The following is a 21,120-nucleotide window of genomic DNA, read 5'->3' as shown; positions in this document are numbered from 1 at the left end:
ATAAAGATAACCTGACTTGATTCACTGTCATCAATTACGGCTAATCATTAATGCGTTTTTCTCTGTGGTATACTTTTAACTCTCTATGTTATAGTAGTCATTTTTTGGGTACTACTCACTATGTTTGATAATTTAACCGAACGCTTAACCCGAACCTTTAAAAATTTGCGAGGCCAAGGCCGCCTGACGGAAGACAATATCCAGCATGCCTTGCGTGAAGTAAGACTGTCCCTTATTGAGGCCGATGTCGCTTTACCCGTTATCAAAGAGTTTATTGAGCAAGTAAAACAAAAATCGCTTGGACAGGAAGTCTTAACCAGTTTAAATCCCGATCAGGCATTCATTAAAATCGTGCATGATGAGCTCATTCACGTTATGGGTGATGAACGGGCTGAACTTGATTACAAAACCCAACCACCTGCTGTCTTTTTAATGGCAGGCTTACAAGGTTCTGGTAAAACAACGAGTACCGCAAAACTCGCGCGTTATTTAAAAGAAACCGAAAATAAAAAAGTGATGATGGCCAGCGTTGATGTATACAGACCAGCCGCTATACATCAACTGAAAGTATTAGCCGAGCAAATTGATGTCGCCTTCTTTGATTCAGACTCCAATGAGCAACCGATAAAAATTGCTCAGAAAGCTTTGGAAAGTGCCAGAAAACAGTATGTCGATGTTCTTATTCTCGATACAGCAGGACGCCTGCATGTTGATGAGGATATGATGTCTGAAATCAAATCCTTGCACAAAGCAGTCAATCCAATTGAAACCCTTTTTGTTGTTGACAGTATGACAGGACAAGACGCTGCCAATACTGCAAAAGCATTTCATGAGGCTCTCCCTCTGACTGGTGTGATTTTGACCAAAACGGACGGCGATGCTCGAGGAGGAGCAGCACTATCCGTCAAACAAATCACTGGGAAACCTATAAAATTTATAGGGAGTGGTGAAAAAATAGAAGCCTTGGAACCTTTCCACCCTGAACGGATTGCATCAAGAATATTGGGGATGGGAGATATTTTAACTCTCATTGAAGAGGTAGAGCGCAAAGCCGACAAACAAGCCAGCGAAAAACTGGCAAAAAAATTAAAAAAAGGGAAAGGATTTGACTTAGAAGATTTCAAACAACAATTATTACAAATGAACAATATGGGGGGTATCTCCGGGATGATGAGCAAATTACCCGGGATGGGTCAATTACCAAAACAGGCAATGCAGCAAGTGAATGACAAAGCGATGGCTCAAACCATTGCAATCATTAACTCTATGACTCCCAAAGAACGTCGTATACCCAAAATTATTGTAGGCTCCCGTAAAAAGCGCATAGCTTTAGGCTCTGGAACTCAAATTCAGGACGTCAATAGACTATTAAAACAATTTGAACAGATGCAAAAGATGATGAAAAAATTTACCAAACCCGGTGGAATGCAAAAAATGATGCGAGGAATTGGGGGCATGGCTGGATTGAAAGGCATGTTTCCAGATGATTTAAAATAATTCGTAAGAATTACTTCACATGTCGATGTAATTTTCGTACAATACACGGCATTTTTATGTAACCACTCTAACAGTAGAGGAAAATAATGGTCGTTATACGTTTATCACGAGCTGGCGCAAAAAAGCGTCCTTTTTATCACATGGTTGTTACTGACAGCCGCAAGCGTCGCGATGGAAACTACATTGAGCGTATTGGTTATTTTAACCCTATAGCACGTGGACAAGAAGTAAAGCTTCACATTGATATGGATAAAATGACCCACTGGCAAAAAGTTGGGGCCAAGTTATCAGATCGAGTCAGTGCCTTGTTAAAAGAACATAGTAAAAACTCAGGAACAGCTGCTTAGTCAAAGTGAATAACAAGACAAATTGGGTGGTCATCGGTCGTTTTGGCAGACCCCATGGTATTAAAGGTTTTGTCACCGTACATTCCTTTACAGAACCTGCTGATAATATCTTGCGGTACAATGACTGGCACGTTTTTTTAAATAAACAGTGGCAGCCCCTTAAATTATTGGCAATAGAAGTAAGAACTAAAGCGATTATTGCTCAAATTGAAGGGTATCCTGAACGTGAATTAGTCTCTGCACTGACTAATTTAGATATTGCTGTGCAAAAATCACAGCTTGCTGCTTTGGCACCAGGTGAATACTACTGGTACCAGCTGATTGGCATGAGTGTCATAAACTCCCAAGGTGAGCTTTTTGGAAAAGTTGTTGAAATCATGCCCACTGGCTCGAATGATGTGCTTGTTGTGGAAGGTGAAAAAAGACATTTAATTCCCTATCTTCCAGGCCAATTCGTAATTGATGTGGATGAAAGCCAGCAAGTAATCACTGTTGATTGGGATATGAATTTTTAAGTGGCATTACATCTTGGAGTCATCACCCTGTTGCCAGAAATAATGGAAGGTATTCATTATGGGGTAACCGGCCGAGCTATTGAACAAGGCTTGGTTAAAATTGATTGCTGGAACCCCAGGGATTGGTCATCAAAACCTTATAGGCAAGTTGATGACAAACCCTATGGCGGTGGACCAGGAATGGTTATGATGTATGAGCCATTGCATGCCGCAATAAGGCATGCCCGTGCTGAAATGAAGGGAAACTGCAAAACAGTTTATTTAAGCCCTCAGGGCAAGGTAGTAAAACAAAACGATTTAAAACTAATAGCTACACAAAAACAATCGCTGCTATTTGTTGCAGGGAGATATGAAGGAATTGATGAGCGAATCATTAGTCATCATATAGATGAAGAATGGTCGCTAGGAGATTTTGTGTTAAGTGGTGGTGAACTGGCTGCAATGGTATTTATTGACGCGATAATTCGCTTAATACCTGGCAGCCTTGGGCATTTGGGATCAGCTGAACAAGATTCATTTATGAATGGATTATTAGACTGTCCACATTATACCCGACCAGCAACTATAAATGGACTGGATGTACCTGATGTTTTATTGGGAGGAAACCATAAAGAAATAGAACGCTGGCGTAGAAAACAATCCCTGGGTAAAACCTGGCTCAAGCGCCCGGATTTACTTGAGAAAGTACAATTAAGTGAAACAGACAGGCAATTGCTTGCTGAGTTTAAATGCGAACACGGTGATTCCTACTGAGGATAAGCCAATTTGAGGAGTAGTCCATGACTAATATTATTGACCAAATAAATGCCGAACAAATGCAAGGCAAAGAAATTCCTGATTTCAACCCAGGCGATACTGTTCTGGTTCAAGTAAAAGTTATTGAAGGTAACCGTGAGCGTTTACAAGCATTTGAAGGAGTTGTGATTGCCAAGCGTAACCGTGGACTAAACTCTGCTTTCACTGTCCGTAAAATTTCTCATAACGTTGGTGTAGAGCGCGTTTTCCAAACATACAGTCCTATTGTTGATAGCATTACGGTGAAAAGGCGTGGTGACGTTCGTCGTGCTAAATTATACTACTTAAGAAATCTCGCCGGTCGCGCAGCTCGTATTAAAGAAAAATTATCAGGAAAGAAAGGCGATTAATTCTTGAATGGTGAAATGCTCCTCGTGTCTATTTTTAATACCCCTGTGGGTAACCTGGAAGTAGTCCATGATGAGCATTTTATTTTCAATGCCTCATTCACAGACAAATCGGGCGACCCAGCTCAAAACCAATTGGCTCATTTAATCGCCGGTGAATTAAAAGCCTATTTCGACAATCCCCATCATCGTTTTCAACTTCCGCTAAAACCTCAAGGAAGCATCTTCCAGCAAAAAGTTTGGAATACGCTATTAGTGATTCCTGTTGGCAGAACTGTCACTTATGGAGAGCTCGCCATTAAACTTCAAAGTAGTCCAAGAGCAATTGGGCAAGCCTGCAAATGCAACCCACTGGCTTTATTTATTCCCTGTCATAGAGTAGTAGGCAAAAATGATCTGGGAGGATACATGGGCAATCCAAACGCTATTTCTTATAAAACAAATCTGCTCACTCATGAAGCAAAAATCACCTGATTAACTGTGCTTACAATAATCAATATTACATTGGGACAGGAATCAAACCTTGGGATGCTTATCCATATCAGAATTGATATTCAAAGAAGGAGCAGGAGGTTGTAATATACTAAAAAATCTGGCACTCAATCCCGTTAATATTCGTACAGTATTATCTATAAACGATAACGGGGAAATTTTCTTTAAAAATTCTTCTTCAAACTCAGCAGGCTGCATTTCCCAGAGCTTTTTTACATACACTGCTATTTCATCAAGGACATCTTGAGTTAATTCAGTTTGCTCGTTGAGATATTTGGCTAATCGAATAATCAAGCTGATACGAGAAGATTTTAGTTGATCATTTGGCAAGTGCGCAGACTCTAACAAATTCAGATAATCTTCAATTAGATATTTTAGATAAGTGACTGAATAAATTTGATCAAACGCTTTATAAACCGCAGAAAGATCTGACTCCTTAACCCAAGTGAAAAATTTATCTTGCTCTTGCCCTAACAATTCAACAAACTGTCGCTTCTCAAGATAAGTGTTATTCATGGCCATCAATTGGAGCACTTCCTTACTTGATAATTTTTTTGAATTAATATAGTGCTTTTGCAAATTATTTGTTAAATACACCATACATGGAAAAAGAGCGATGGAAATTGTAGTGAGCGCATAGGATAATCCCTCCCTTAAAGGCCTGGATTCCATTTCATGGACAGCATACAAAATAGCAAATTTTTTAATATCCTCCTCACAAAAACCATTATTTAACCATTCAAATATGATCAAATTCACCATTTCATCAGCTTCTTGATTCTTGTCGTTCTTACCATAATATTCTGCAATAAATTTTGGCCACTGCAGAAAAAGCAGGTATTTTCCATCACGTAGAGCTTGAAGATATTCCTTTGTTGATGAAAGCATAGTTATCCATTACAAAAATCTAATTATTCAATTTATAACATTAACAATACTAAAAATCTTGTGAAAATTTATTTCATGTTAAACAACATACGCTCATCAATTGTTATTCTATACTTAAAGAAAAAACTACATCACCAGTGGGGAATTCCATGAAAAATAAATCCGTTATGAGTATATTATTATTTCTGTTACCAACAGCTGCCGCCATGGCCAATTGTGATTTAACCAAGTTTCGATGGGATTGTGATATTCCAATACAGGTGAAGCCCACCTCAGGCGCCTCATCTCTAGTGTATTGCGGCAGTTCTTACGGTTATATCACAAAGCAACAATATGATATTCTGGCTCGTTATCAACGTGCCAGTGTCAATATGGTTTTGGATATTAATGGGGAATACATTGATAGCCCATGTATCGGGGCTGAGCGTTAAACAAAAGCCGAAATACCATTCAAGGATTTCGATAAATTGCCAGGAAAGCAATTATTACATGCCCATGTGTGCATTAAAATTATTACGACAATAACTTAAAAACAAACAATGAGAAAAAGAATAGTATTCTTTCTTGCAAATTGCTTCTACAGGTCCTGTAGATATTCAGTGAGCTCTACTATCAATATCATAAACAGTTCTTCTTCTGTATAATCGAACAATAAAGCCAACAGCGATTTTTCTATGCACATTCAAATTGATGGCATTCCTATAGAAATATTGAGAAAACCCATTAAAAATTTAAACTTGAGAATTTATCCTCCTGACGGGTTAGTCAAAGTGAGTGTTCCTTTAAAATACAGCGAACAGTTAATAAAAGAACAGCTGCAGGAAAAAAGTGAATGGATTCGCGTCCAACGTGAGCGAATTCGCGCACGCTCCTTTCCTCGTGAGCAATCACTTCAAACAGGCGCAACCATTCTATTTAAAGGTAAATCTTATTTATTAATTGTTGAAGAGCATCATGGCCCTTCTCAAATCTTAATTAAAGATGAATTAATTCATTACTATACAAAACCCAATTTCACTCCACAGCAAAAACAGATGGATCTGGATCGCTGGTATAGAAAAGAAATGAATCATGTCATTCCAAGGCTTATTCAACAATGGGAACCAATAATGAAAGTCAAAATTAATCAATGGGGTATAAAAAAAATGAAAACCCGTTGGGGTTCGTGTAATCCTCGCGCACAAAGAATCTGGCTCAATCTTAATTTAATCAAAAAACCTTTGGAATGCCTTGAATACGTTCTTGTTCATGAAATGGTACATATTTTGGAGGCCAGTCATAACAAACGATTTTATGCGCTCATGACACAATTTATGCCCAAATGGCAAGAATATCAACGGATACTGGAAGGCACACCCAATACAAATGCGTTCTCAAGATAATCATCCAAGCCTTTTATTTTCAAGAAATAATTCTTGGCGTACAATGTATAATCACTTTGCTTGATTGGTGTAGACAGGTTGTTTAATCCAGACTTAATTGCCCATAATATTTGTGCTCAAGGATTCCATATCATTGATGGGTTTCTCGAAGAGGGGCACTACCACTCTTTACGTGTTATGGCCAATGAATTGAAACAGAAAAATTTATTCAGAAATGCTAAAATTGGCCAAAGTTTACAAGCTCAGCAAAATAACAAGATTAGAGCCGATCAAATTTTCTGGATAGATGCGGACTCTCCTTATCCGTCCATTCAAGCTTACTTAAAGAAACTTATCTCTCTAGGCAATATTCTGAATCAAACCATGTATCTTGGTTTGGTAGAATTTGAAACGCATTTTGCAATTTATCACCCAGGGGCTTTTTATAAAAAACACATTGATCAGTTTGATGGAAAAAAAAACCGAAAAATATCATTCGTCTATTATTTGAATGAAATCTGGCAAAAAGAATTTGGTGGCGAATTATTACTCTACGATAGTGAAGACAATCTCATTCAAAGCATATATCCAGTGGGAAATCGATTGGTCTGTTTTGATAGTGAGTTACCGCACGAAGTCCACCCAACTCAGCGAACACGTTTCAGTATAACAGGATGGATGAAAACACGCTCAACCTTAGTAGTGTTCGACAATAAACTAACCCAAATAACCCAGTAGCACTTCGCACAGCCTATATGAAGTGAAAAATTATTTTTTAACTTCACAGGAGCTATTGAACTTTTAGTTAAGTTGATATTAAATGAAACACTATCAGGACTTATGAAAAACCCCTAGGTCAAGGCAAAAAATGTTTTTAATAAGGTAGTTTAGATAAATTAACTGCCTAAATTAAAAATCTTTTTTAACAAAGAGATTGGGATTTTTCCTAAGTCCTGACTATGGTTCCATGGATCAGGAGTTACCACCATGCCTATCAGTAATGCCTTTCTTAAGTTATTCAGTGAATTTGTTGATAATTATGGACGCAATGGCACCCCTTCATTTTATCATTGGGCAAAGGAACAAAATCATGAAGTCATCAACAAATTTTTCCATGAGCTTTTAGAAATTATCAAGTCCAACATAGAAACATTTCACGATGTTAGTATCATAGAGCACCTCAATGCTACGGTACTCTTATCAGCAAAGACAAATCCCTACTTACTGGATTGCTGGATTTCATTTATTACCAAATACAATGCTGAGACAAACAGCTTTACCCCGATAGGGACTTCCATGCACATTAAAATCGGGCCAGAAGGCACTCCATCCGAACGGATAATAAGAGAGCTCAAAGAAAGTCTGGCCATGACCCAACAATCATTTATTTTAGCTCAAAAAGCCTATGCAACAGAAGTGGACTCTTTAAAAAGACAACTTGAACAGACAAAGCAAGAAAATGAGCGGTTAGTCACACAAAATCACTTTCTAAAGGATCAAGTTCAGGCAGAAAAAACATTTGCTGATCTTCATCCACAGATTAACACTGCTCGGCAGCAACTAAGCACTTTAACCGAGTTACTACAAACTCTAAGCGAAATTACAAAGGCCAAACCCAATATAGAACCTGTTGTTCCATCCCCCATTACTGCTGTTACAGAAAGTAAAATTGAACTTCCAAAGGAAAATGAATGCCCTGTCGTTCCTGTATCTGAAGAAGTTACTCCTGCAATAAGTCAAGAACCGGCAAAGAAACCGGTTCCACCACCTCCCAATGACATAGAGCGTCAAGCTTTCTCCCAAAATTTGACCCCTAAAGAGGATGTCTCTCCAAAAGCTACAACACCATCCTTGCCAAAACCAAATATAACCCAGCCTGCTGCAAAAAATTCAGGATTCTTTTCTGGTGATGGTTTTTTAAAGGAATTAAACGCTAAAATCAAAGAAAGAAAGGAACGCCCAAAAGAAGATTCGCATAGCACTACCAGAGAAAAAAAAAATCTCTAGTCAGCCCAACCTCTGTTCCTCCTGAATATGTAGCACTATTAGCTAAAATGGAGGAAATTAGAAAGGCAGTGACCGGCAAATACACTCATGCCGATGATTCATCGCCAGAGGCAACCCCTCCTTCATCCCCGGAATTAACACACTGGAAATGAGGGATGAATTAAAATCCGTATACTACTGTAGAATAAAAATTATGATGTATAATAGCGTTTTTACTTAAATAATAAATCATGCATGCCTTAGAAATTAAACAACTTTCAAAAACCTATTCGAATGGAGTTGAAGCGTTAAAAGGCATTGATTTAACAGTGAATACTGGTGATTTTTTTGCCCTGTTAGGAGCAAATGGCGCAGGGAAATCGACTACCATTGGTTTAATCACTTCTTTAGTCAATAAAACATCAGGGAATATCAAAATTTACGGTTTTGATCTGGATACTTATCCTGAAAAAGCTAAATCTTGTTTGGGGCTTGTACCTCAAGAAGTCAACCTTAATATTTTTGAAAACTGCGAGCAAATTTTACTGAATCAAGCCGGCTATTATGGCATTTCAAGAAAAAAGGCTTTGCCTAGAGCAGAATCCTTGTTAGAACAATTAGGACTCTGGGACAAGAGGCATTCTATCGTACGGCATTTATCCGGCGGAATGAAGAGAAGGCTTATGATTGCCAGAGCACTGATTCATCAACCCAAATTGCTTATTCTGGATGAACCTACCGCCGGTGTTGATATAGAGATAAGACACAGTATGTGGGATTTTTTATCAAGGACCAACGCGGAAGGAACAACGATTATCCTTACAACTCATTATTTGGAAGAAGCAGAACAATTATGTAAAAACATCGCAATAATCGATAAGGGTCAAATTATTAAAAATACCTCGATGAAGGCCTTGTTACAAACATTACGCCATCAAACCTTTATCTTTAACACAGAAAACCCCATTGATAATTTGCCAGATATACACCCTTTCAATGTGGCACCTATTGATGCGACTACTTTTGAGCTGCGCGTTGACAATAATTTCAGTTTAAATGAAGTATTTGCTGTATTAACAAAACAGGGAATAAAGATTCACAGCATGCGCAATAAAACCAACCGACTAGAAGAACTTTTTATGGACCTTATTAAAAATGGCATTTAAATATCAACTCATTGCCCTCTATACTTTGGTAAGACGCGAACTTGTACGTATGTTTCGCATTTCGAGTCAAGTGTTTTTACCACCAGTAATCACCACAACCTTATATTTTCTAATTTTTGGCAGTTTAATTGGACCTCGTATTGGTGATATTGAGGGCGTGGATTATCCACAGTTCATAGCGCCCGGATTAATTATGATGTCTGTTATTATTAATTCCTATGGAAACGTCTCTAATTCACTATTCAGTGTACGATTTCAAAAAAGCATAGAGGAAATGCTGATTAGTCCCATGCATAATGGACTTTTATTGTTAGGCTACGTGATAGGAGGAGTGTTGAGAGGCTTAATCGTCGCGATTCTGGTTTTTGTTATCTCTACTTTTTTTCTGCCCGTTGAACTAGACCATTTGCCAATGACCCTGGCAGTTGTCGTGCTTGTTGCAGCCATTTTCTCGCTGGCTGGATTCACCAACGCCATGGTCGCTCGAAATTTTGATGACATCATGCTGATCCCAACCTTTATCCTGACTCCTCTTACTTACCTGGGAGGAGTGTTTTATAGTATTAATATGTTGCCTCCGTTTTGGCAAAAAATCTCCCTTTTCAATCCAATTTTATACATGGTAAACGCCTTAAGACACACGATGATTGATCAGGAGGAGGTTAGCATTACTTTAGCTATGATTATCATTTTCCTGATGTTAATTGCCTTAACAGTAGGGAATATGATTCTTTTAAAAAAAGGGGTTGGGTTTCGCGAATAAAAATAATTGGATTCCTTACAAAACCAATCTATTTGCGTTTAAAACCCAATGCTTCCAGGCGCTGCTCCACACTAGGATGAGTTGAAAAGGCATTATTTAGAGATTTTACAGGGTCAATATGAGAAGGATCAAAAAGATAGGAGGCTTGCCTTACCTGCTCATGAGGAGTATCTCCATAGGCTTTCGCATATTGTTCCGCATTCTGGGCATGGTCTTGATTAATTTTAAGCAGAGCCCTGGCCATAGGCTCGTTATCTCTCATTAATTCGACACAACCGGCATCCGCCATATATTCTCGAGTTCGACTTAAAAAGAGAGCTAACAAAACAGTAATAATGGGTAAAACGTATCTTAAGATGATAATAACCATTAACAAGCGGTTATCCCCTCTTCTGTCTCGCTTGTAAATTACGGAATAAAACAGGATATCGATGACAATCAATAAAATATTACTTAGCACAGCAACCATAAGAGTCAATTTAATATCATGATGTCTGATATGACTTAACTCATGAGCCATTACAGCCTGCATTTCAGCCCTGTCCAACTTTTCCATCAAGCCCCGAGTAATCGCAACCATCGCCGATTTCTCACTATAACCGCTGGCAAAAGCATTCATGTAATTGGCTTCGATAATGTAAACTTTGGGCATATATTGCAAGCCTGATGCTACTTTCATCTCTTCAACAACATTGTATAATTGTTTTTCTTGTAAGGTACGGGCCGTTTCTGGTGTTATTTCATAGTATTCCGTTCCCAATAACATAATGCGGTCATAAAGAGAATAAGTAATTAACAAAGAAATACCTGCGAATGCTATCATTAATAAAGTAGCAATAGGCACCACTTTAAAAGTGATTAAAGCATAGATAATCTTTTCCAAAGAGGCATGAGGGTACATGCCTTGTAAAACAAAAACATCGACTATCAATCCCACAAGGATATAAACTAAAAAAAAGACCACAATCACAATGCGGGTCTTTTTCTCGTTTCGCCTCAATTGTGCACGCCAATCTCCTGCGGTGGCATGATAATCTGCAATCCCCATGGCTTATGGCTCAAAGTTTCACAGTGTAATTTTCTTTTGCTTGAATCTGTTCTTCTGGAAGTCCCCAATAAATAAATTCTTTATCCAAAGCAGAAGAAAACATTGCCACAACCATGGATTCAAAAAATGATTTTTTCTTTGCATTATAACGTTCTATTCCATCATTATAAGCCTGTTTCGCATAAGCCAGCTTGTTTTCTGTATTAACAATCTCCTCTTGTAACTGCATGACATTTTGGCTTGCTTTCAAATCAGGGTACTGTTCAAAAACCAAATTCAAATTGGATGCAATTTTTGAAATTCCATTTTCTGCTGCAATTCGACCTTGCTCATCTCCAGCTTCTTTAGCAGCCTGAGCCTGATTACGTAACGCAACAACGTCTTTGAGCGTGGTTTTTTCATAATCCATGTATTTTTTAACTGCTTCTATCAGCGATTCAAACACTTTAAATCGCCTATCCAATTGAATATCTATTTGTTTTTTATTGTTATTAATTGCCTCAATTAATCCAATTAGAGTGTTGTAGATGCTAATTGCCCAAACAAATGCGAGCGCAATAATAATTAAAATTGCGATAAAAAATGTTTTCATCTTCTTATCCTATCAAAGGTTCCTTCCCTAATTTATAGCCCGAAATTTCAAAAAATAACAGGTAAGATAAGAAAAAAGAAACAACTGGATAAAGTGTTTTTTGTCGCAAAAAGAGATTCAGGTTGCCTGAAAAACAACCTGTATAGAACATCAAATATAAAGACAATTTGAGAATTAATGAATTATTCGACTTTCTGTAATAGACGCTAATTGGATTTAGATAAAATTTCCTTTAAAAAGTGGCCTGTAAAAGATTGAGGGTTTTCGGCAACCATTTCGGGGGTTCCTGTTGCAATAACTTTTCCGCCTTTACTGCCTCCTTCGGGACCAAGATCAATGATCCAATCAGCCGTTTTTATCACATCCAAATTATGTTCAATAATGACGATGGTATTTCCTTGCTCACGCAAGCGAGTCAACACAGTTAATAACTGTTTAGTGTCATGAAAATGTAACCCCGTAGTAGGTTCATCAAGAATATACAGCGTATTTCCGGTATCCCTTTTTGATAATTCTCTGGCTAATTTGATTCTTTGTGCTTCTCCTCCAGAGAGGGTAGTGGCACTTTGTCCAAGCTTTATATAAGACAAACCGACATCCATTAATGTTTGACATTTTCTGGCAATAACAGGAATAGCAGCAAAAAAAATACACGCATCTTCCACTGTCATATCCAAAACTTCATGGATATTTTTTCCTTTGTAGTGAATTTCCAATGTTTCCCTATTGTATCTTTTGCCTTGGCACACATCGCACGAAACGTATATATCAGGTAAAAAATGCATTTCAACCTTAATAAGACCATCGCCCTGGCAAGCTTCACATCGGCCACCTTTGACATTGAAACTAAAACGTCCAGGCTGATATCCTCGTGCTCTTGATTCGGGAGTCCCGGAAAACAAGTCTCTTATATGAGTAAACAAGCCAGTATAAGTTGCTGGATTCGAACGCGGAGTTCTGCCAATTGGACTCTGATCGATGTCAATAACCTTATCACAAAGATGCAGTCCGGAAATGTCCTTAACCTCACCTGTCGTCATTAAGCTGGCTCTGTTTAATGCATTGGCAGCTATAGGATATAAAGTATCATTAATCAAACTGGATTTACCTGAACCAGAAACACCTGTAATGCAAGTCAACAAGCCTAAAGGAATACTGACATCAACATTTTGTAAATTGTTACAGATCACTCCTTTTAAATGAATCATCCGATCATAGTTAACTGGGATTCGAGCTTTTGGAATTTCTATTGCCTCTTTACCAGACAAATATTGACCAGTGAGCGACGCCGGATTGTTCATGACTTCTTCTGGAGAACCACTGGCAACAACTTCACCGCCATGAACTCCAGCCCCAGGTCCTATATCAAGAACAAAATCAGCACTTCGAATAGCATCTTCATCATGCTCCACAACGATTACCGTATTTCCCTGGTTGCGTAAATGCATTAAAGTACTCAATAATCGATCATTGTCACGCTGGTGCAACCCTATTGAAGGCTCATCCAAAATATACATGACACCTACAAGTCCTGAACCTATTTGACTGGCCAGGCGAATACGTTGAGCTTCTCCTCCAGATAAAGTCTCTGCGCTTCGAGCCAGAGACAAATAATCCAAACCGACATTCACCAGAAATCCCAGTCGTTCTACAATTTCCTTGTTTATTTTTGCTGCAATTTCACCTCTATATCCAGATAATTTTAACTCTTTAAAAAACTGATACGCTTGTTCAATGGAGTAGCTGGTAATTTCTGGTAGATTTTTATCCTCAATAAATACATGTCGAGCTTCTTCACGTAATCTCTCTCCCTGACAAGATTGGCAAGGGCGTGAGGATAGGTATTTGGCAAGTTCCTCCCTTATCATACCAGAATCTGATTCACGATAGCGGCGTTGCATGTTAGGAATTATTCCCTCAAAACTATGCCGCTTCACCATGTATCCTCCATGCGGCCTATGATACTGAAACTCGATTATTTCACGACCACTACCATACAAAACGATTTGTTGCATTGCTTCACTTAAATCACAAAAAGGCGTACTGGTATCAAAACCATAGTGCCTCGCAAGCGACTCAAGCATGCTGAAATAATACGTGGTTTTCCTATCCCATCCCCTGATTGCCCCTTCTGCCAAACTGGCGGTTACATCGTGGACTACTCTTGACGGATCAAAAAACTGATCCACTCCAAGCCCATCACATGAGGAACACGCACCGACAGGATTGTTAAATGAAAAAAGCCTTGGCTCAAGTTCACTTAAACTGTAACCGCATTCAGAGCAGGCAAACCTGGAAGAAAATAAAAGTTCCTTGAAATGACCATCCATTGAAGAAACGATGGCAAGGCCATCTGCCAGATTGAGCGCATTTTCAAAAGATTCACTCAAACGTTGAGCCAAATCAGGGCGCACTTTAAAACGATCAATAACTACTTCAATAGTGTGCTTGGTGCGTAATCCTAATTTAGGGGGAGAATCCAGTTCATAAAGCTCTCCATCAATACGTGCACGTACGTACCCCTGCGCTTGCAATTGTTGCAAAAACTGGACATGCTCTCCCTTCCGTTCACGAATAACAGGCGCCAGAATCATCACTTTACTGTCTTCTGGTAAAGCTAATACCTGGTCAACCATTTGGCTAATGGTCTGAGCATGCAAGCTGGTGTGGTGGGTAGGACATCTTGGCTCTCCGACTCGGGCATAAAGCAAGCGCAAATAGTCATAAATTTCGGTAATGGTGCCCACAGTGGATCGGGGATTATGAGAGGTAGCCTTTTGTTCTATAGAAATCGCCGGGGATAGCCCCTCTATCGAATCAACATCAGGTTTTTCCATCATGGACAAAAATTGTCGAGCATAAGCAGACAAAGATTCCACGTAACGGCGCTGGCCTTCAGCATAGAGAGTATCAAAGGCTAAAGACGACTTCCCAGAACCAGACAATCCGGTTATTACGATTAATTTATCTCGAGGAAGCTCCAGGTCCAAGTTCTTGAGATTATGGGTTCTTGCGCCACGAATGGTGATGGTATGCATAAAATTCGCTAATTTGACTTAAAAATACATGAGTATATCTCTGCTATAATAATAAAACAAATTGCACACTATGATGCGAAATAGGGATTTTAATATGAAATCACTAATAAAAAACTTACTTTTCATTGTGGTATTTTCAATCAACTCATCTGCTCTCTATGCTGCCAATGGTAATACCCGAGTGATTCAATGGGCTCAACAAACCCTTATGGATACTTTATCTGTCAGCTATACTTCAAAGCCACAAGATTTTGTCACTGTTCGCAAAAATTATTCACTTAACGCCTGGAGTGGAATAACCGGATTTTTAGGGGGTAATATGCAAAGCATACGCGAAAAACAACTAACACTTCATCCGGTTTTACTGCCCGACACCCAAATTCTCTCAACAGGTCTTTATTCGGGTATGAGTTATTGGATTATCAGACAATCCGTAGCCATTGATGAACTCAATACCAAGCTGACTTTTACCTTAACCATCCTGGGACGATCTGCGGCAGCAGGCTCTCCATACATAGTGCAAAGCTTAAGTATATTGCTCAATGCATTATAATTACAAATTAAACAGGAATTACCTGAAATATGGATTGTCTCCATGATCACATGGAATCATCAACATGTAATTCACTTGTAAAGGTATACTCTCGCTTTAAATTCTGCTTCAATATAAACAGGACTTACGAAAAACCCCAAGGTCGAGGCAAAAAATTTTTTTAATGAGAGAGTTTAGATACACTAAATGACCGAATTAAAAAAATTTTTTAACAAAGAGATTGGGGTTTTTCGTAAGTCCTGATAAAAGCAACAACTGGAGGACACAACTATGCCTAAGTGTATGCATTTTATTTTGGCTACTGCATTAATTTTTGTTACAAGTACATTTTATGCCAGCAATCTACGGGAAATAGAACAAGAAGTAAGTGATTCAGTGATTACTGCCAAAATTACCGCAAAGTTTGCCGAAAGCAGGCACTTGAATCCTTTAAAAATCTCAATCGATACAGAAAATGGGGTCGTTACCTTAAGTGGCTATGCTCCTGACAAACAGGCTTTCATCGATGCCCTGCGAATTGCCAAAAATACAAAAGGAGTCAAAGAAGTTCATGCCAACGATCTCCACATAAAGAAAGTTAACACCGCTTTCACGGATGCCTTCATCACAGCAGAAGTTGAAACAGCCGTTCTAAAAGCCAAAGTTCTGGATGATGAATCAATACCATTGGTTGGAATTAATGCCAGCACAACCAATGGCGAGGTTACCTTGTCTGGGCATGTAAAAAGTGCACACTCCATTGCAGCCATCATTAAACGAGTTAATGAGATACATGGCGTCAAAAAAATCGTTACCCATTTGGAAATTCAGGAAAATACATGAGTCCATTAACCCAATTTAAATTCTTTTTATGGTTTTTTAGCCACTTTAAAGTAGCCTTGATTGGTTATTTAAAGCCTAAGTTAATTCAGCTTACCGATAATGAAATTGTTGTGCGACTGCCATTGACAAGACGCAGCCGCAATCATCTGCATTCCATGTATTTTGGTGCCTTGGCAGTTGGTGCAGATATAGCTGGGGGATTACATGGTTTTTATCATGCCAAACAAGCAAAATGCAAAGTATCCCTGGCATTTAAATCCTTTCAAGCGCAATTTCTGCGTAGACCTGAATCCGATGTTTATTTTATATGCACAGAAGGAGTAGTAGTTAAAAAAATGATAGAAGAATCAAAAAAATCCGGTGAACGCATTAATCAACCAATTCATATCAAGGCCTATATCAATTATTTGAGCCATCCAGAAGAGATTGCTGATTTTATCCTTGAACTCTCTGTAAAAGTTTTAAAATAACAGGCTTCAATTCTTATATTAAATATTAACTCTGCAAATGATTATTATTTTTTCAACTTCATTTCCTTAAACATCACACCATGATCAGGTTCCTAAAATGACTTATTATTGAATTGATTAGACCATTTGACAAAGAAGCTGCCCATGTCTAATTTTAAATCATGAAGGCACTATTTTTACCGCAAGGACTTGCCTATGATTGACCTGATAATACAAACCCAACCTGATGATGAAACTTGCGGACCAACTAGCTTACACGCCATTTATTTATATTACGGTTTAGATTTGCCATTAAACGAAATCATTCAAGGAGTGGATAAATCGCTTTCAGGTGGGACCTTAACACCCATGTTGGGAAAACATGCCTTGCTTCATGGATTTAGAACAACTGTTTACATCTATAACCTGAATATATTTGACCTGACCTGGTTTCATAATGGTGAGGTCAATAATTCCTTTTTAATGGATAAACTTGAAGCCCAGATGAAATACAAAAATGACCCTTATATCACCAAAGCTTCTCTGGCCTATTTAGACTACTTAAAACTGGGAGGAACAATTCGCTCCAAATCACTGAACGTGGACTTGTTAAAAAATTATTTTAATAAGAAAATCCCCATTTTAACTGGCTTAAGTGCTACTTACCTCTATCGCAGTGCAAGAGAATACTTTACTCCGGAAGGCAAATCAGTTTACGATGATATTCGTGGTGAGCCTTGTGGGCATTTTGTTGTACTGTGCGGTTATGACGTAAAAAAACGCCTTGTAATTGTTGCTGACCCTCATGCAGAAAACCCACTGTCTCATAACAATTATTATAAAGTAAGCATCAATCGCTTGATTAACTCTATAATGCTTGGTGTACTAACTTATGATGCGAATCTACTCATAATTGAACCTAAAGAGTGATAAATGCAAACAGTTATTGTTACTGATGATCTGGATAGCTGGTCTTTTTTAAGTGAGCTTGCCCCGATAGTACATGCCTTGGAATATCTTAGTGGCGATGAGTATCATCAAAATAAATCATTTCGAGTCATTAACTTATGCCAGTCTTATAATTATCAATCGATTGGCTATTATGTATCTTTACTTGCTCAAGCCCGTGATCACAAAGCATTACCCTCTGTACATAGCATTCAGGATGTTTTAAATGTCAGTTTATCCAAATTGATTTCTCAGGATACTCACGAAGAAATACAACACAGTCTGCATGATATCAAAGGAAATGAATTTGTTTTAAGCCTCTATTTTGGTCAAAATCTGGCAAAACGATATGCGACATTGGCAAAACAACTCCATGGTCTTTTTCCTTTACCACTCATTCGTTTTTATTTGGAAAAGAAAAAACAATGGCGGATTAAGACAGTCGTTCCATTATCTTTGTCGGATGTACCAGAGCATCATCTCGAGTTTATGCGTCAATCAGCGGACAATTACTTATCAAAAAAACGGGTTCATCAGTGGCGTAAAAAACAACGATTTCATGACTTGGCCATTCTTGTCGACCCCTCAGAGCCCAATGCACCCTCCAATAAAAAAGCCCTTGAACTGTTTGTTTCTTGTGGCGAGGAATTGGGATTAAACGTTGACATCATAGATAAAAATGAAGCAAAAGCGATCGCTGAATACGACGCCCTTTTTATTAGAGCGACCACTTCAGTGAATCATTATACTTATCGCGTGTCACGACGCGCAGCCCAGGAGAATTTGGTCGTTATTGATGATCCACAATCCATTATTAAATGCTCGAATAAAGTTTATCTTGCAGAACTCTTAAGCAGCCATCAAATCATGACGCCAGAAACCTTATTTATCAGCAAATATGACAAGAAATTACCCAAGATTGAATTCCCCTGCGTTTTAAAAAAGCCAGACAGCGCCTTTTCTCATGGGGTCGTTAAAATAGACGATGAAAAATCTTTACAGAAATCTCTAAACCAATTTTTTAAGAATTCTGATTTGGTGGTTGTTCAGCCTTTTATACCGACTGAATTTGATTGGCGCATCGGTGTCCTTGATAATAAAGCACTTTTTGCTTGCCGATACTTTATGGCAAAAGGCCACTGGCAAATCTATGATTGGCATTGTCAAGAAGAAAATAAAGAAGGGGATAGTGAAACACTCCCTCTTCATGAAGTACCAGAACCTATTATAAAAATAGCTCTAAAAAGTACGCGCTTGATTGGTGACGGGTTATATGGTGTGGATATCAAAAGTCATGGTAATAAGTATTACGTCATCGAGGTGAATGACAATCCCAATATTGATCATGGCCTTGAAGATAAAATACTCGGCCAAAACCTGTATGAACAGATTATGAGTGTCTTTTTACAACGAATTCGCAGGAAACATGGTTATGTCTGATTTTCCTATTTTTTCTGTCTTGGGGATAGAAATAGAATACATGTTAGTGGATAAAGAGAGTTTGAATGTCCAACCGAAAAGCGATGTTATCCTGAGTGCTTTGGCAGGCCATCAGGTTAATGAAATAGAATTAGGCGACATCGCGATAAGCAATGAATTGGTATTGCATGTACTTGAATTAAAAAATAATGGCCCCAAACCACCACATGCTCCAGTAGCCGAACATTTCCAGAAAACCATTAAAGATCTTCAGCCCCTTCTTGCTCAACATAATTTATTGCTATTACCTACTGGCGCTCATCCCTGGATGGATCCAAATACCGAAACAATTCGCTGGCCTCATGGTAACCATGATATCTATAATCAATTCGATTCGATTTTCAACTGCCAAGGGCATGGCTGGGCAAACCTGCAAAGTATGCATGTCAACCTGCCTTATTCCAATGAAGAAGAATTTGGTCAATTGCATAACGTCACACGTTTGATTTTACCATTATTACCTGCGATTGCGGCAAGTACTCCATTCCTTGATGGCCAGGCTACAGGATTACTGGATTCCAGGTTGTACTTCTATAGCCGAAATCAGCAACGGATTCCGTCTATCAGTGGCGACATTATTCCCGAGTTTATTAGAACAGAAAGGGAATACCATGAACAAATTCTCGAACCCATGTATCGGGATATTAGCCCTTATGACCCCGAAGGAATATTACAATATCAATGGTTAAATTCTCGTGCTGCAATTCCCAAGTTTGACATGAAGGCTATAGAAATTCGGATTCTTGACAGTCAAGAATGTGTAGAAGCAGACATTGCCATAGCAAAAGCAATTAATGCCATTTTAAAATACTGGCACAGCACTTCAAGTTTTTATCTTGATAATCCATGCGATACCAAGAGTTTAAAGTACGTTTTTGATCAAACAATAAAGAATGGATTAAATTGTCATATCGATAACAAACAATTACTGGAACAATGGCAATTACCTCGCCAAGAAATGTCCGTCAATACCATATGGTCACTATTGATTGAAAGAATTAGTCATAAACTGGACAGGAAACAGCAACTGGCCCTGGAACTTATTTTAAAACAGGGAAATTTGAGTGAAAGAATACTCAAGGCTTGTAGTTCCAATCTCAATCATGATTCTTTAAAACAAGTGTATAAACAATTAACTCATTGTTTGCTTAACAATGAACAATTTACCCCTTGATATAATGAAAAATATAGCCCTTCTAATCAGTTGTGAACACGCTGTCAATACGGTTCCCTACGACTATCAAACGCTGTTTGAACGCCATAAAGAATTATTAGATTCTCACAGAGGAATCGATTTTGGGGCGCTTGAAATCGCACAGTCGATTCATAAAAAAAACCATTGCAGTTTGTTTCAGGCCACCTGTACCAGGTTATTGGTTGATTGCAACAGGAGTATTAATCATCCCCATTGCTTTTCAGAGATTACAAAAAATCTACCCTCAGATGAAAAGAAAAAAATACTGGATCAATTCTATTTTCCATTTCGAAACCAAGTCATGAATCATATTCACCAACTGATTAGTCAAGGACTGCAAGTTTGGCATCTATCCACACACAGTTTTACGCCGGTAATGAACAACATTATTCGCTCTACAGACATTGGCCTTCTATATGACCCACAGAGTAATTCAGAAAAAATCCTGGCCAAGCAATGGCAAAAAGAAATCAACATGCTCCACCCCCAGTTAAAGGTACGTATGAATTATCCTTATAAAGGAACCAGTGACGGGTTTACTACATCCTTGCGTAAAAAATACAGTCATCATGAATACGTAGGCATTGAACTGGAAGTCAATCAAAAACTTGTCTTTAACAATCACAGCCTGGAGGCAGTCAAAAATACAGTATCATTGAGCGTATCAAACACGATTAAGGCTTATCAAAAATCAGAGATGTAAGCAACAATATTTTTTCAATCTGCAATTTAAACAGACTAAGTGGCTGAATTAAAAAATTTTTTTACAAAAAAGATTGAGTTTTTACAAGCACTGATCATGTGTTAATATTTGCTTAAGTATTTTTCTTTATAATATC

22 protein-coding genes and 1 pseudogene are annotated in these 21,120 nt (G+C 38.3%); 19 read left to right on the top strand and 4 right to left on the bottom strand.

The features are described 5' to 3' along the window. The first annotated feature begins 120 nt into the window (after positions 1–120). From ffh to EL201_RS02095, 6 genes are all read left to right on the top strand, one after another. Positions 121–1,497 carry a signal recognition particle protein gene (ffh, locus tag EL201_RS02120; RefSeq protein WP_027223477.1) on the top strand — a complete coding sequence of 459 codons (1,377 nt, stop codon included), beginning with the start codon at positions 121–123 and terminating at the stop codon, positions 1,495–1,497. Positions 1,498–1,583: 86 nt separating this feature from the next. Then, entirely contained in the window at positions 1,584–1,844 is a 261-nt protein-coding gene (gene rpsP, locus EL201_RS02115; protein WP_027223476.1) for a 30S ribosomal protein S16, read from the top strand. Positions 1,845–1,849: 5 nt separating this feature from the next. After that, positions 1,850–2,359 (top strand): ribosome maturation factor RimM, encoded by a 510-nt coding sequence (gene rimM, locus EL201_RS02110; RefSeq protein WP_027223475.1) that lies wholly within the window; start codon positions 1,850–1,852, stop codon positions 2,357–2,359. Further along, the gene (gene trmD / locus EL201_RS02105) at positions 2,360–3,112 is read left to right on the top strand and encodes a tRNA (guanosine(37)-N1)-methyltransferase TrmD (protein WP_027223474.1); all 753 of its coding nucleotides are present in this window, start codon (positions 2,360–2,362) and stop codon (positions 3,110–3,112) included. Positions 3,113–3,138: 26 nt separating this feature from the next. Beyond that, positions 3,139–3,504, top strand: a complete 366-nt coding sequence (rplS, locus tag EL201_RS02100; protein ID WP_010946144.1) for a 50S ribosomal protein L19 — start codon at positions 3,139–3,141, stop codon at positions 3,502–3,504. Between the two features lie 15 nt (positions 3,505–3,519). Then, entirely contained in the window at positions 3,520–3,975 is a 456-nt protein-coding gene (locus EL201_RS02095; RefSeq protein ID WP_027223473.1) for a methylated-DNA--[protein]-cysteine S-methyltransferase, read from the top strand. A gap of 42 nt (positions 3,976–4,017) precedes the next feature. Here EL201_RS02095 and EL201_RS02090 read toward each other — a convergent pair whose 3' ends face one another. After that, positions 4,018–4,881, bottom strand: a complete 864-nt coding sequence (locus EL201_RS02090) for an Lpg0393 family guanine-nucleotide exchange effector (protein WP_027223472.1) — start codon at positions 4,879–4,881, stop codon at positions 4,018–4,020. A gap of 149 nt (positions 4,882–5,030) precedes the next feature. On the opposite strand from EL201_RS02090, the gene EL201_RS02085 reads away from it, so the two are divergent. The 6 genes and pseudogenes from EL201_RS02085 (at position 5,031) to EL201_RS02060 (ending at position 10,157) form a co-directional block, all read left to right on the top strand. Further along, a complete protein-coding gene (locus tag EL201_RS02085; protein ID WP_027223471.1) occupies positions 5,031–5,312 on the top strand; it encodes a hypothetical protein in 282 nt (93 codons plus the stop codon). A 243-nt stretch (positions 5,313–5,555) separates the two neighbouring features. Then, a complete protein-coding gene (locus EL201_RS02080) occupies positions 5,556–6,263 on the top strand; it encodes a M48 family metallopeptidase (protein ID WP_027223470.1) in 708 nt (235 codons plus the stop codon). 78 nt (positions 6,264–6,341) lie between these two features. Continuing rightward, positions 6,342–6,980, top strand: coding sequence for a 2OG-Fe(II) oxygenase (locus tag EL201_RS02075; RefSeq protein WP_027223469.1), 639 nt, complete (start codon positions 6,342–6,344; stop codon positions 6,978–6,980). 229 nt (positions 6,981–7,209) lie between these two features. Then, positions 7,210–8,249, top strand: a pseudogene (locus tag EL201_RS02070) (Dot/Icm T4SS effector VipA). A 230-nt stretch (positions 8,250–8,479) separates the two neighbouring features. Next, positions 8,480–9,394 carry an ABC transporter ATP-binding protein gene (locus tag EL201_RS02065; RefSeq protein WP_027223467.1) on the top strand — a complete coding sequence of 305 codons (915 nt, stop codon included), beginning with the start codon at positions 8,480–8,482 and terminating at the stop codon, positions 9,392–9,394. Then, on the top strand, positions 9,384–10,157 hold the full coding sequence (locus EL201_RS02060; protein WP_027223466.1) for an ABC transporter permease: 774 nt from the start codon (positions 9,384–9,386) through the stop codon (positions 10,155–10,157). Before EL201_RS02065 ends, EL201_RS02060 begins: the two co-directional genes overlap by 11 nt. Positions 10,158–10,185: 28 nt before the next feature. Here EL201_RS02060 and htpX read toward each other — a convergent pair whose 3' ends face one another. The 3 genes from htpX to uvrA all read right to left on the bottom strand — a co-directional run bounded on the left by htpX (position 10,186) and on the right by uvrA (position 14,835). Next, complete coding sequence (gene htpX, locus EL201_RS02055; protein WP_027223465.1) at positions 10,186–11,205, bottom strand: zinc metalloprotease HtpX; 1,020 nt, start codon at positions 11,203–11,205, stop codon at positions 10,186–10,188. Positions 11,206–11,215: 10 nt separating this feature from the next. Continuing rightward, positions 11,216–11,797: a LemA family protein gene (locus tag EL201_RS02050; RefSeq protein WP_027223464.1), complete on the bottom strand. Its 582-nt coding sequence runs from the start codon at positions 11,795–11,797 to the stop codon at positions 11,216–11,218. 206 nt (positions 11,798–12,003) lie between these two features. Continuing rightward, the gene (gene uvrA / locus EL201_RS02045; RefSeq protein WP_027223463.1) at positions 12,004–14,835 is read right to left on the bottom strand and encodes an excinuclease ABC subunit UvrA; all 2,832 of its coding nucleotides are present in this window, start codon (positions 14,833–14,835) and stop codon (positions 12,004–12,006) included. Positions 14,836–14,929: 94 nt separating this feature from the next. On the opposite strand from uvrA, the gene EL201_RS02040 reads away from it, so the two are divergent. The 7 genes from EL201_RS02040 (at position 14,930) to EL201_RS02005 (ending at position 20,984) form a co-directional block, all read left to right on the top strand. Beyond that, positions 14,930–15,388 (top strand): hypothetical protein, encoded by a 459-nt coding sequence (locus EL201_RS02040; RefSeq protein ID WP_027223462.1) that lies wholly within the window; start codon positions 14,930–14,932, stop codon positions 15,386–15,388. 270 nt (positions 15,389–15,658) lie between these two features. Continuing rightward, on the top strand, positions 15,659–16,210 hold the full coding sequence (locus EL201_RS02030; RefSeq protein ID WP_027223461.1) for a BON domain-containing protein: 552 nt from the start codon (positions 15,659–15,661) through the stop codon (positions 16,208–16,210). Continuing rightward, on the top strand, positions 16,207–16,680 hold the full coding sequence (locus EL201_RS02025; protein WP_027223460.1) for a hotdog family protein: 474 nt from the start codon (positions 16,207–16,209) through the stop codon (positions 16,678–16,680). Before EL201_RS02030 ends, EL201_RS02025 begins: the two co-directional genes overlap by 4 nt. A gap of 195 nt (positions 16,681–16,875) precedes the next feature. Next, positions 16,876–17,589, top strand: a complete 714-nt coding sequence (locus EL201_RS02020) for a C39 family peptidase (protein WP_011213037.1) — start codon at positions 16,876–16,878, stop codon at positions 17,587–17,589. 3 nt (positions 17,590–17,592) lie between these two features. Next, on the top strand, positions 17,593–19,047 hold the full coding sequence (locus EL201_RS02015; protein WP_027223459.1) for a RimK family ATP-grasp domain-containing protein: 1,455 nt from the start codon (positions 17,593–17,595) through the stop codon (positions 19,045–19,047). Next, entirely contained in the window at positions 19,040–20,260 is a 1,221-nt protein-coding gene (locus tag EL201_RS02010; RefSeq protein ID WP_027223458.1) for a carboxylate-amine ligase, read from the top strand. The genes EL201_RS02015 and EL201_RS02010 overlap by 8 nt, the downstream gene beginning before the upstream one ends. Further along, positions 20,241–20,984 (top strand): N-formylglutamate amidohydrolase, encoded by a 744-nt coding sequence (locus tag EL201_RS02005; RefSeq protein ID WP_032829032.1) that lies wholly within the window; start codon positions 20,241–20,243, stop codon positions 20,982–20,984. The genes EL201_RS02010 and EL201_RS02005 overlap by 20 nt, the downstream gene beginning before the upstream one ends. Positions 20,985–21,120 lie beyond the last annotated feature (136 nt).

The sequence above is a fragment of the Legionella pneumophila subsp. pascullei genome (assembly GCF_900637585.1).
Classification (GTDB): domain Bacteria; phylum Pseudomonadota; class Gammaproteobacteria; order Legionellales; family Legionellaceae; genus Legionella; species Legionella pascullei.
The sequence above is the reverse complement of the archived record's forward strand: the minus strand, read 5'-3'. Positions and strand labels throughout refer to the sequence as shown.

Coding starts and splice junctions, on each gene's coding strand:
- EL201_RS02030 (WP_027223461.1), top strand. CDS start 15,659: ATGCCTAAGTGTATGCATTTTATTTTGGCTACTGCATTAATTTTTGTT.
- EL201_RS02085 (WP_027223471.1), top strand. CDS start 5,031: ATGAAAAATAAATCCGTTATGAGTATATTATTATTTCTGTTACCAACA.
- EL201_RS02090 (WP_027223472.1), bottom strand. CDS start 4,881: ATGCTTTCATCAACAAAGGAATATCTTCAAGCTCTACGTGATGGAAAA.
- EL201_RS02060 (WP_027223466.1), top strand. CDS start 9,384: ATGGCATTTAAATATCAACTCATTGCCCTCTATACTTTGGTAAGACGC.
- ffh (WP_027223477.1), top strand. CDS start 121: ATGTTTGATAATTTAACCGAACGCTTAACCCGAACCTTTAAAAATTTG.
- EL201_RS02050 (WP_027223464.1), bottom strand. CDS start 11,797: ATGAAAACATTTTTTATCGCAATTTTAATTATTATTGCGCTCGCATTT.
- EL201_RS02005 (WP_032829032.1), top strand. CDS start 20,241: ATGAACAATTTACCCCTTGATATAATGAAAAATATAGCCCTTCTAATC.
- EL201_RS02040 (WP_027223462.1), top strand. CDS start 14,930: ATGAAATCACTAATAAAAAACTTACTTTTCATTGTGGTATTTTCAATC.
- EL201_RS02020 (WP_011213037.1), top strand. CDS start 16,876: ATGATTGACCTGATAATACAAACCCAACCTGATGATGAAACTTGCGGA.
- EL201_RS02080 (WP_027223470.1), top strand. CDS start 5,556: ATGCACATTCAAATTGATGGCATTCCTATAGAAATATTGAGAAAACCC.
- rplS (WP_010946144.1), top strand. CDS start 3,139: ATGACTAATATTATTGACCAAATAAATGCCGAACAAATGCAAGGCAAA.
- EL201_RS02010 (WP_027223458.1), top strand. CDS start 19,040: ATGTCTGATTTTCCTATTTTTTCTGTCTTGGGGATAGAAATAGAATAC.
- rpsP (WP_027223476.1), top strand. CDS start 1,584: ATGGTCGTTATACGTTTATCACGAGCTGGCGCAAAAAAGCGTCCTTTT.
- EL201_RS02015 (WP_027223459.1), top strand. CDS start 17,593: ATGCAAACAGTTATTGTTACTGATGATCTGGATAGCTGGTCTTTTTTA.
- htpX (WP_027223465.1), bottom strand. CDS start 11,205: ATGGGGATTGCAGATTATCATGCCACCGCAGGAGATTGGCGTGCACAA.
- uvrA (WP_027223463.1), bottom strand. CDS start 14,835: ATGCATACCATCACCATTCGTGGCGCAAGAACCCATAATCTCAAGAAC.
- EL201_RS02095 (WP_027223473.1), top strand. CDS start 3,520: ATGCTCCTCGTGTCTATTTTTAATACCCCTGTGGGTAACCTGGAAGTA.
- EL201_RS02025 (WP_027223460.1), top strand. CDS start 16,207: ATGAGTCCATTAACCCAATTTAAATTCTTTTTATGGTTTTTTAGCCAC.
- EL201_RS02065 (WP_027223467.1), top strand. CDS start 8,480: ATGCATGCCTTAGAAATTAAACAACTTTCAAAAACCTATTCGAATGGA.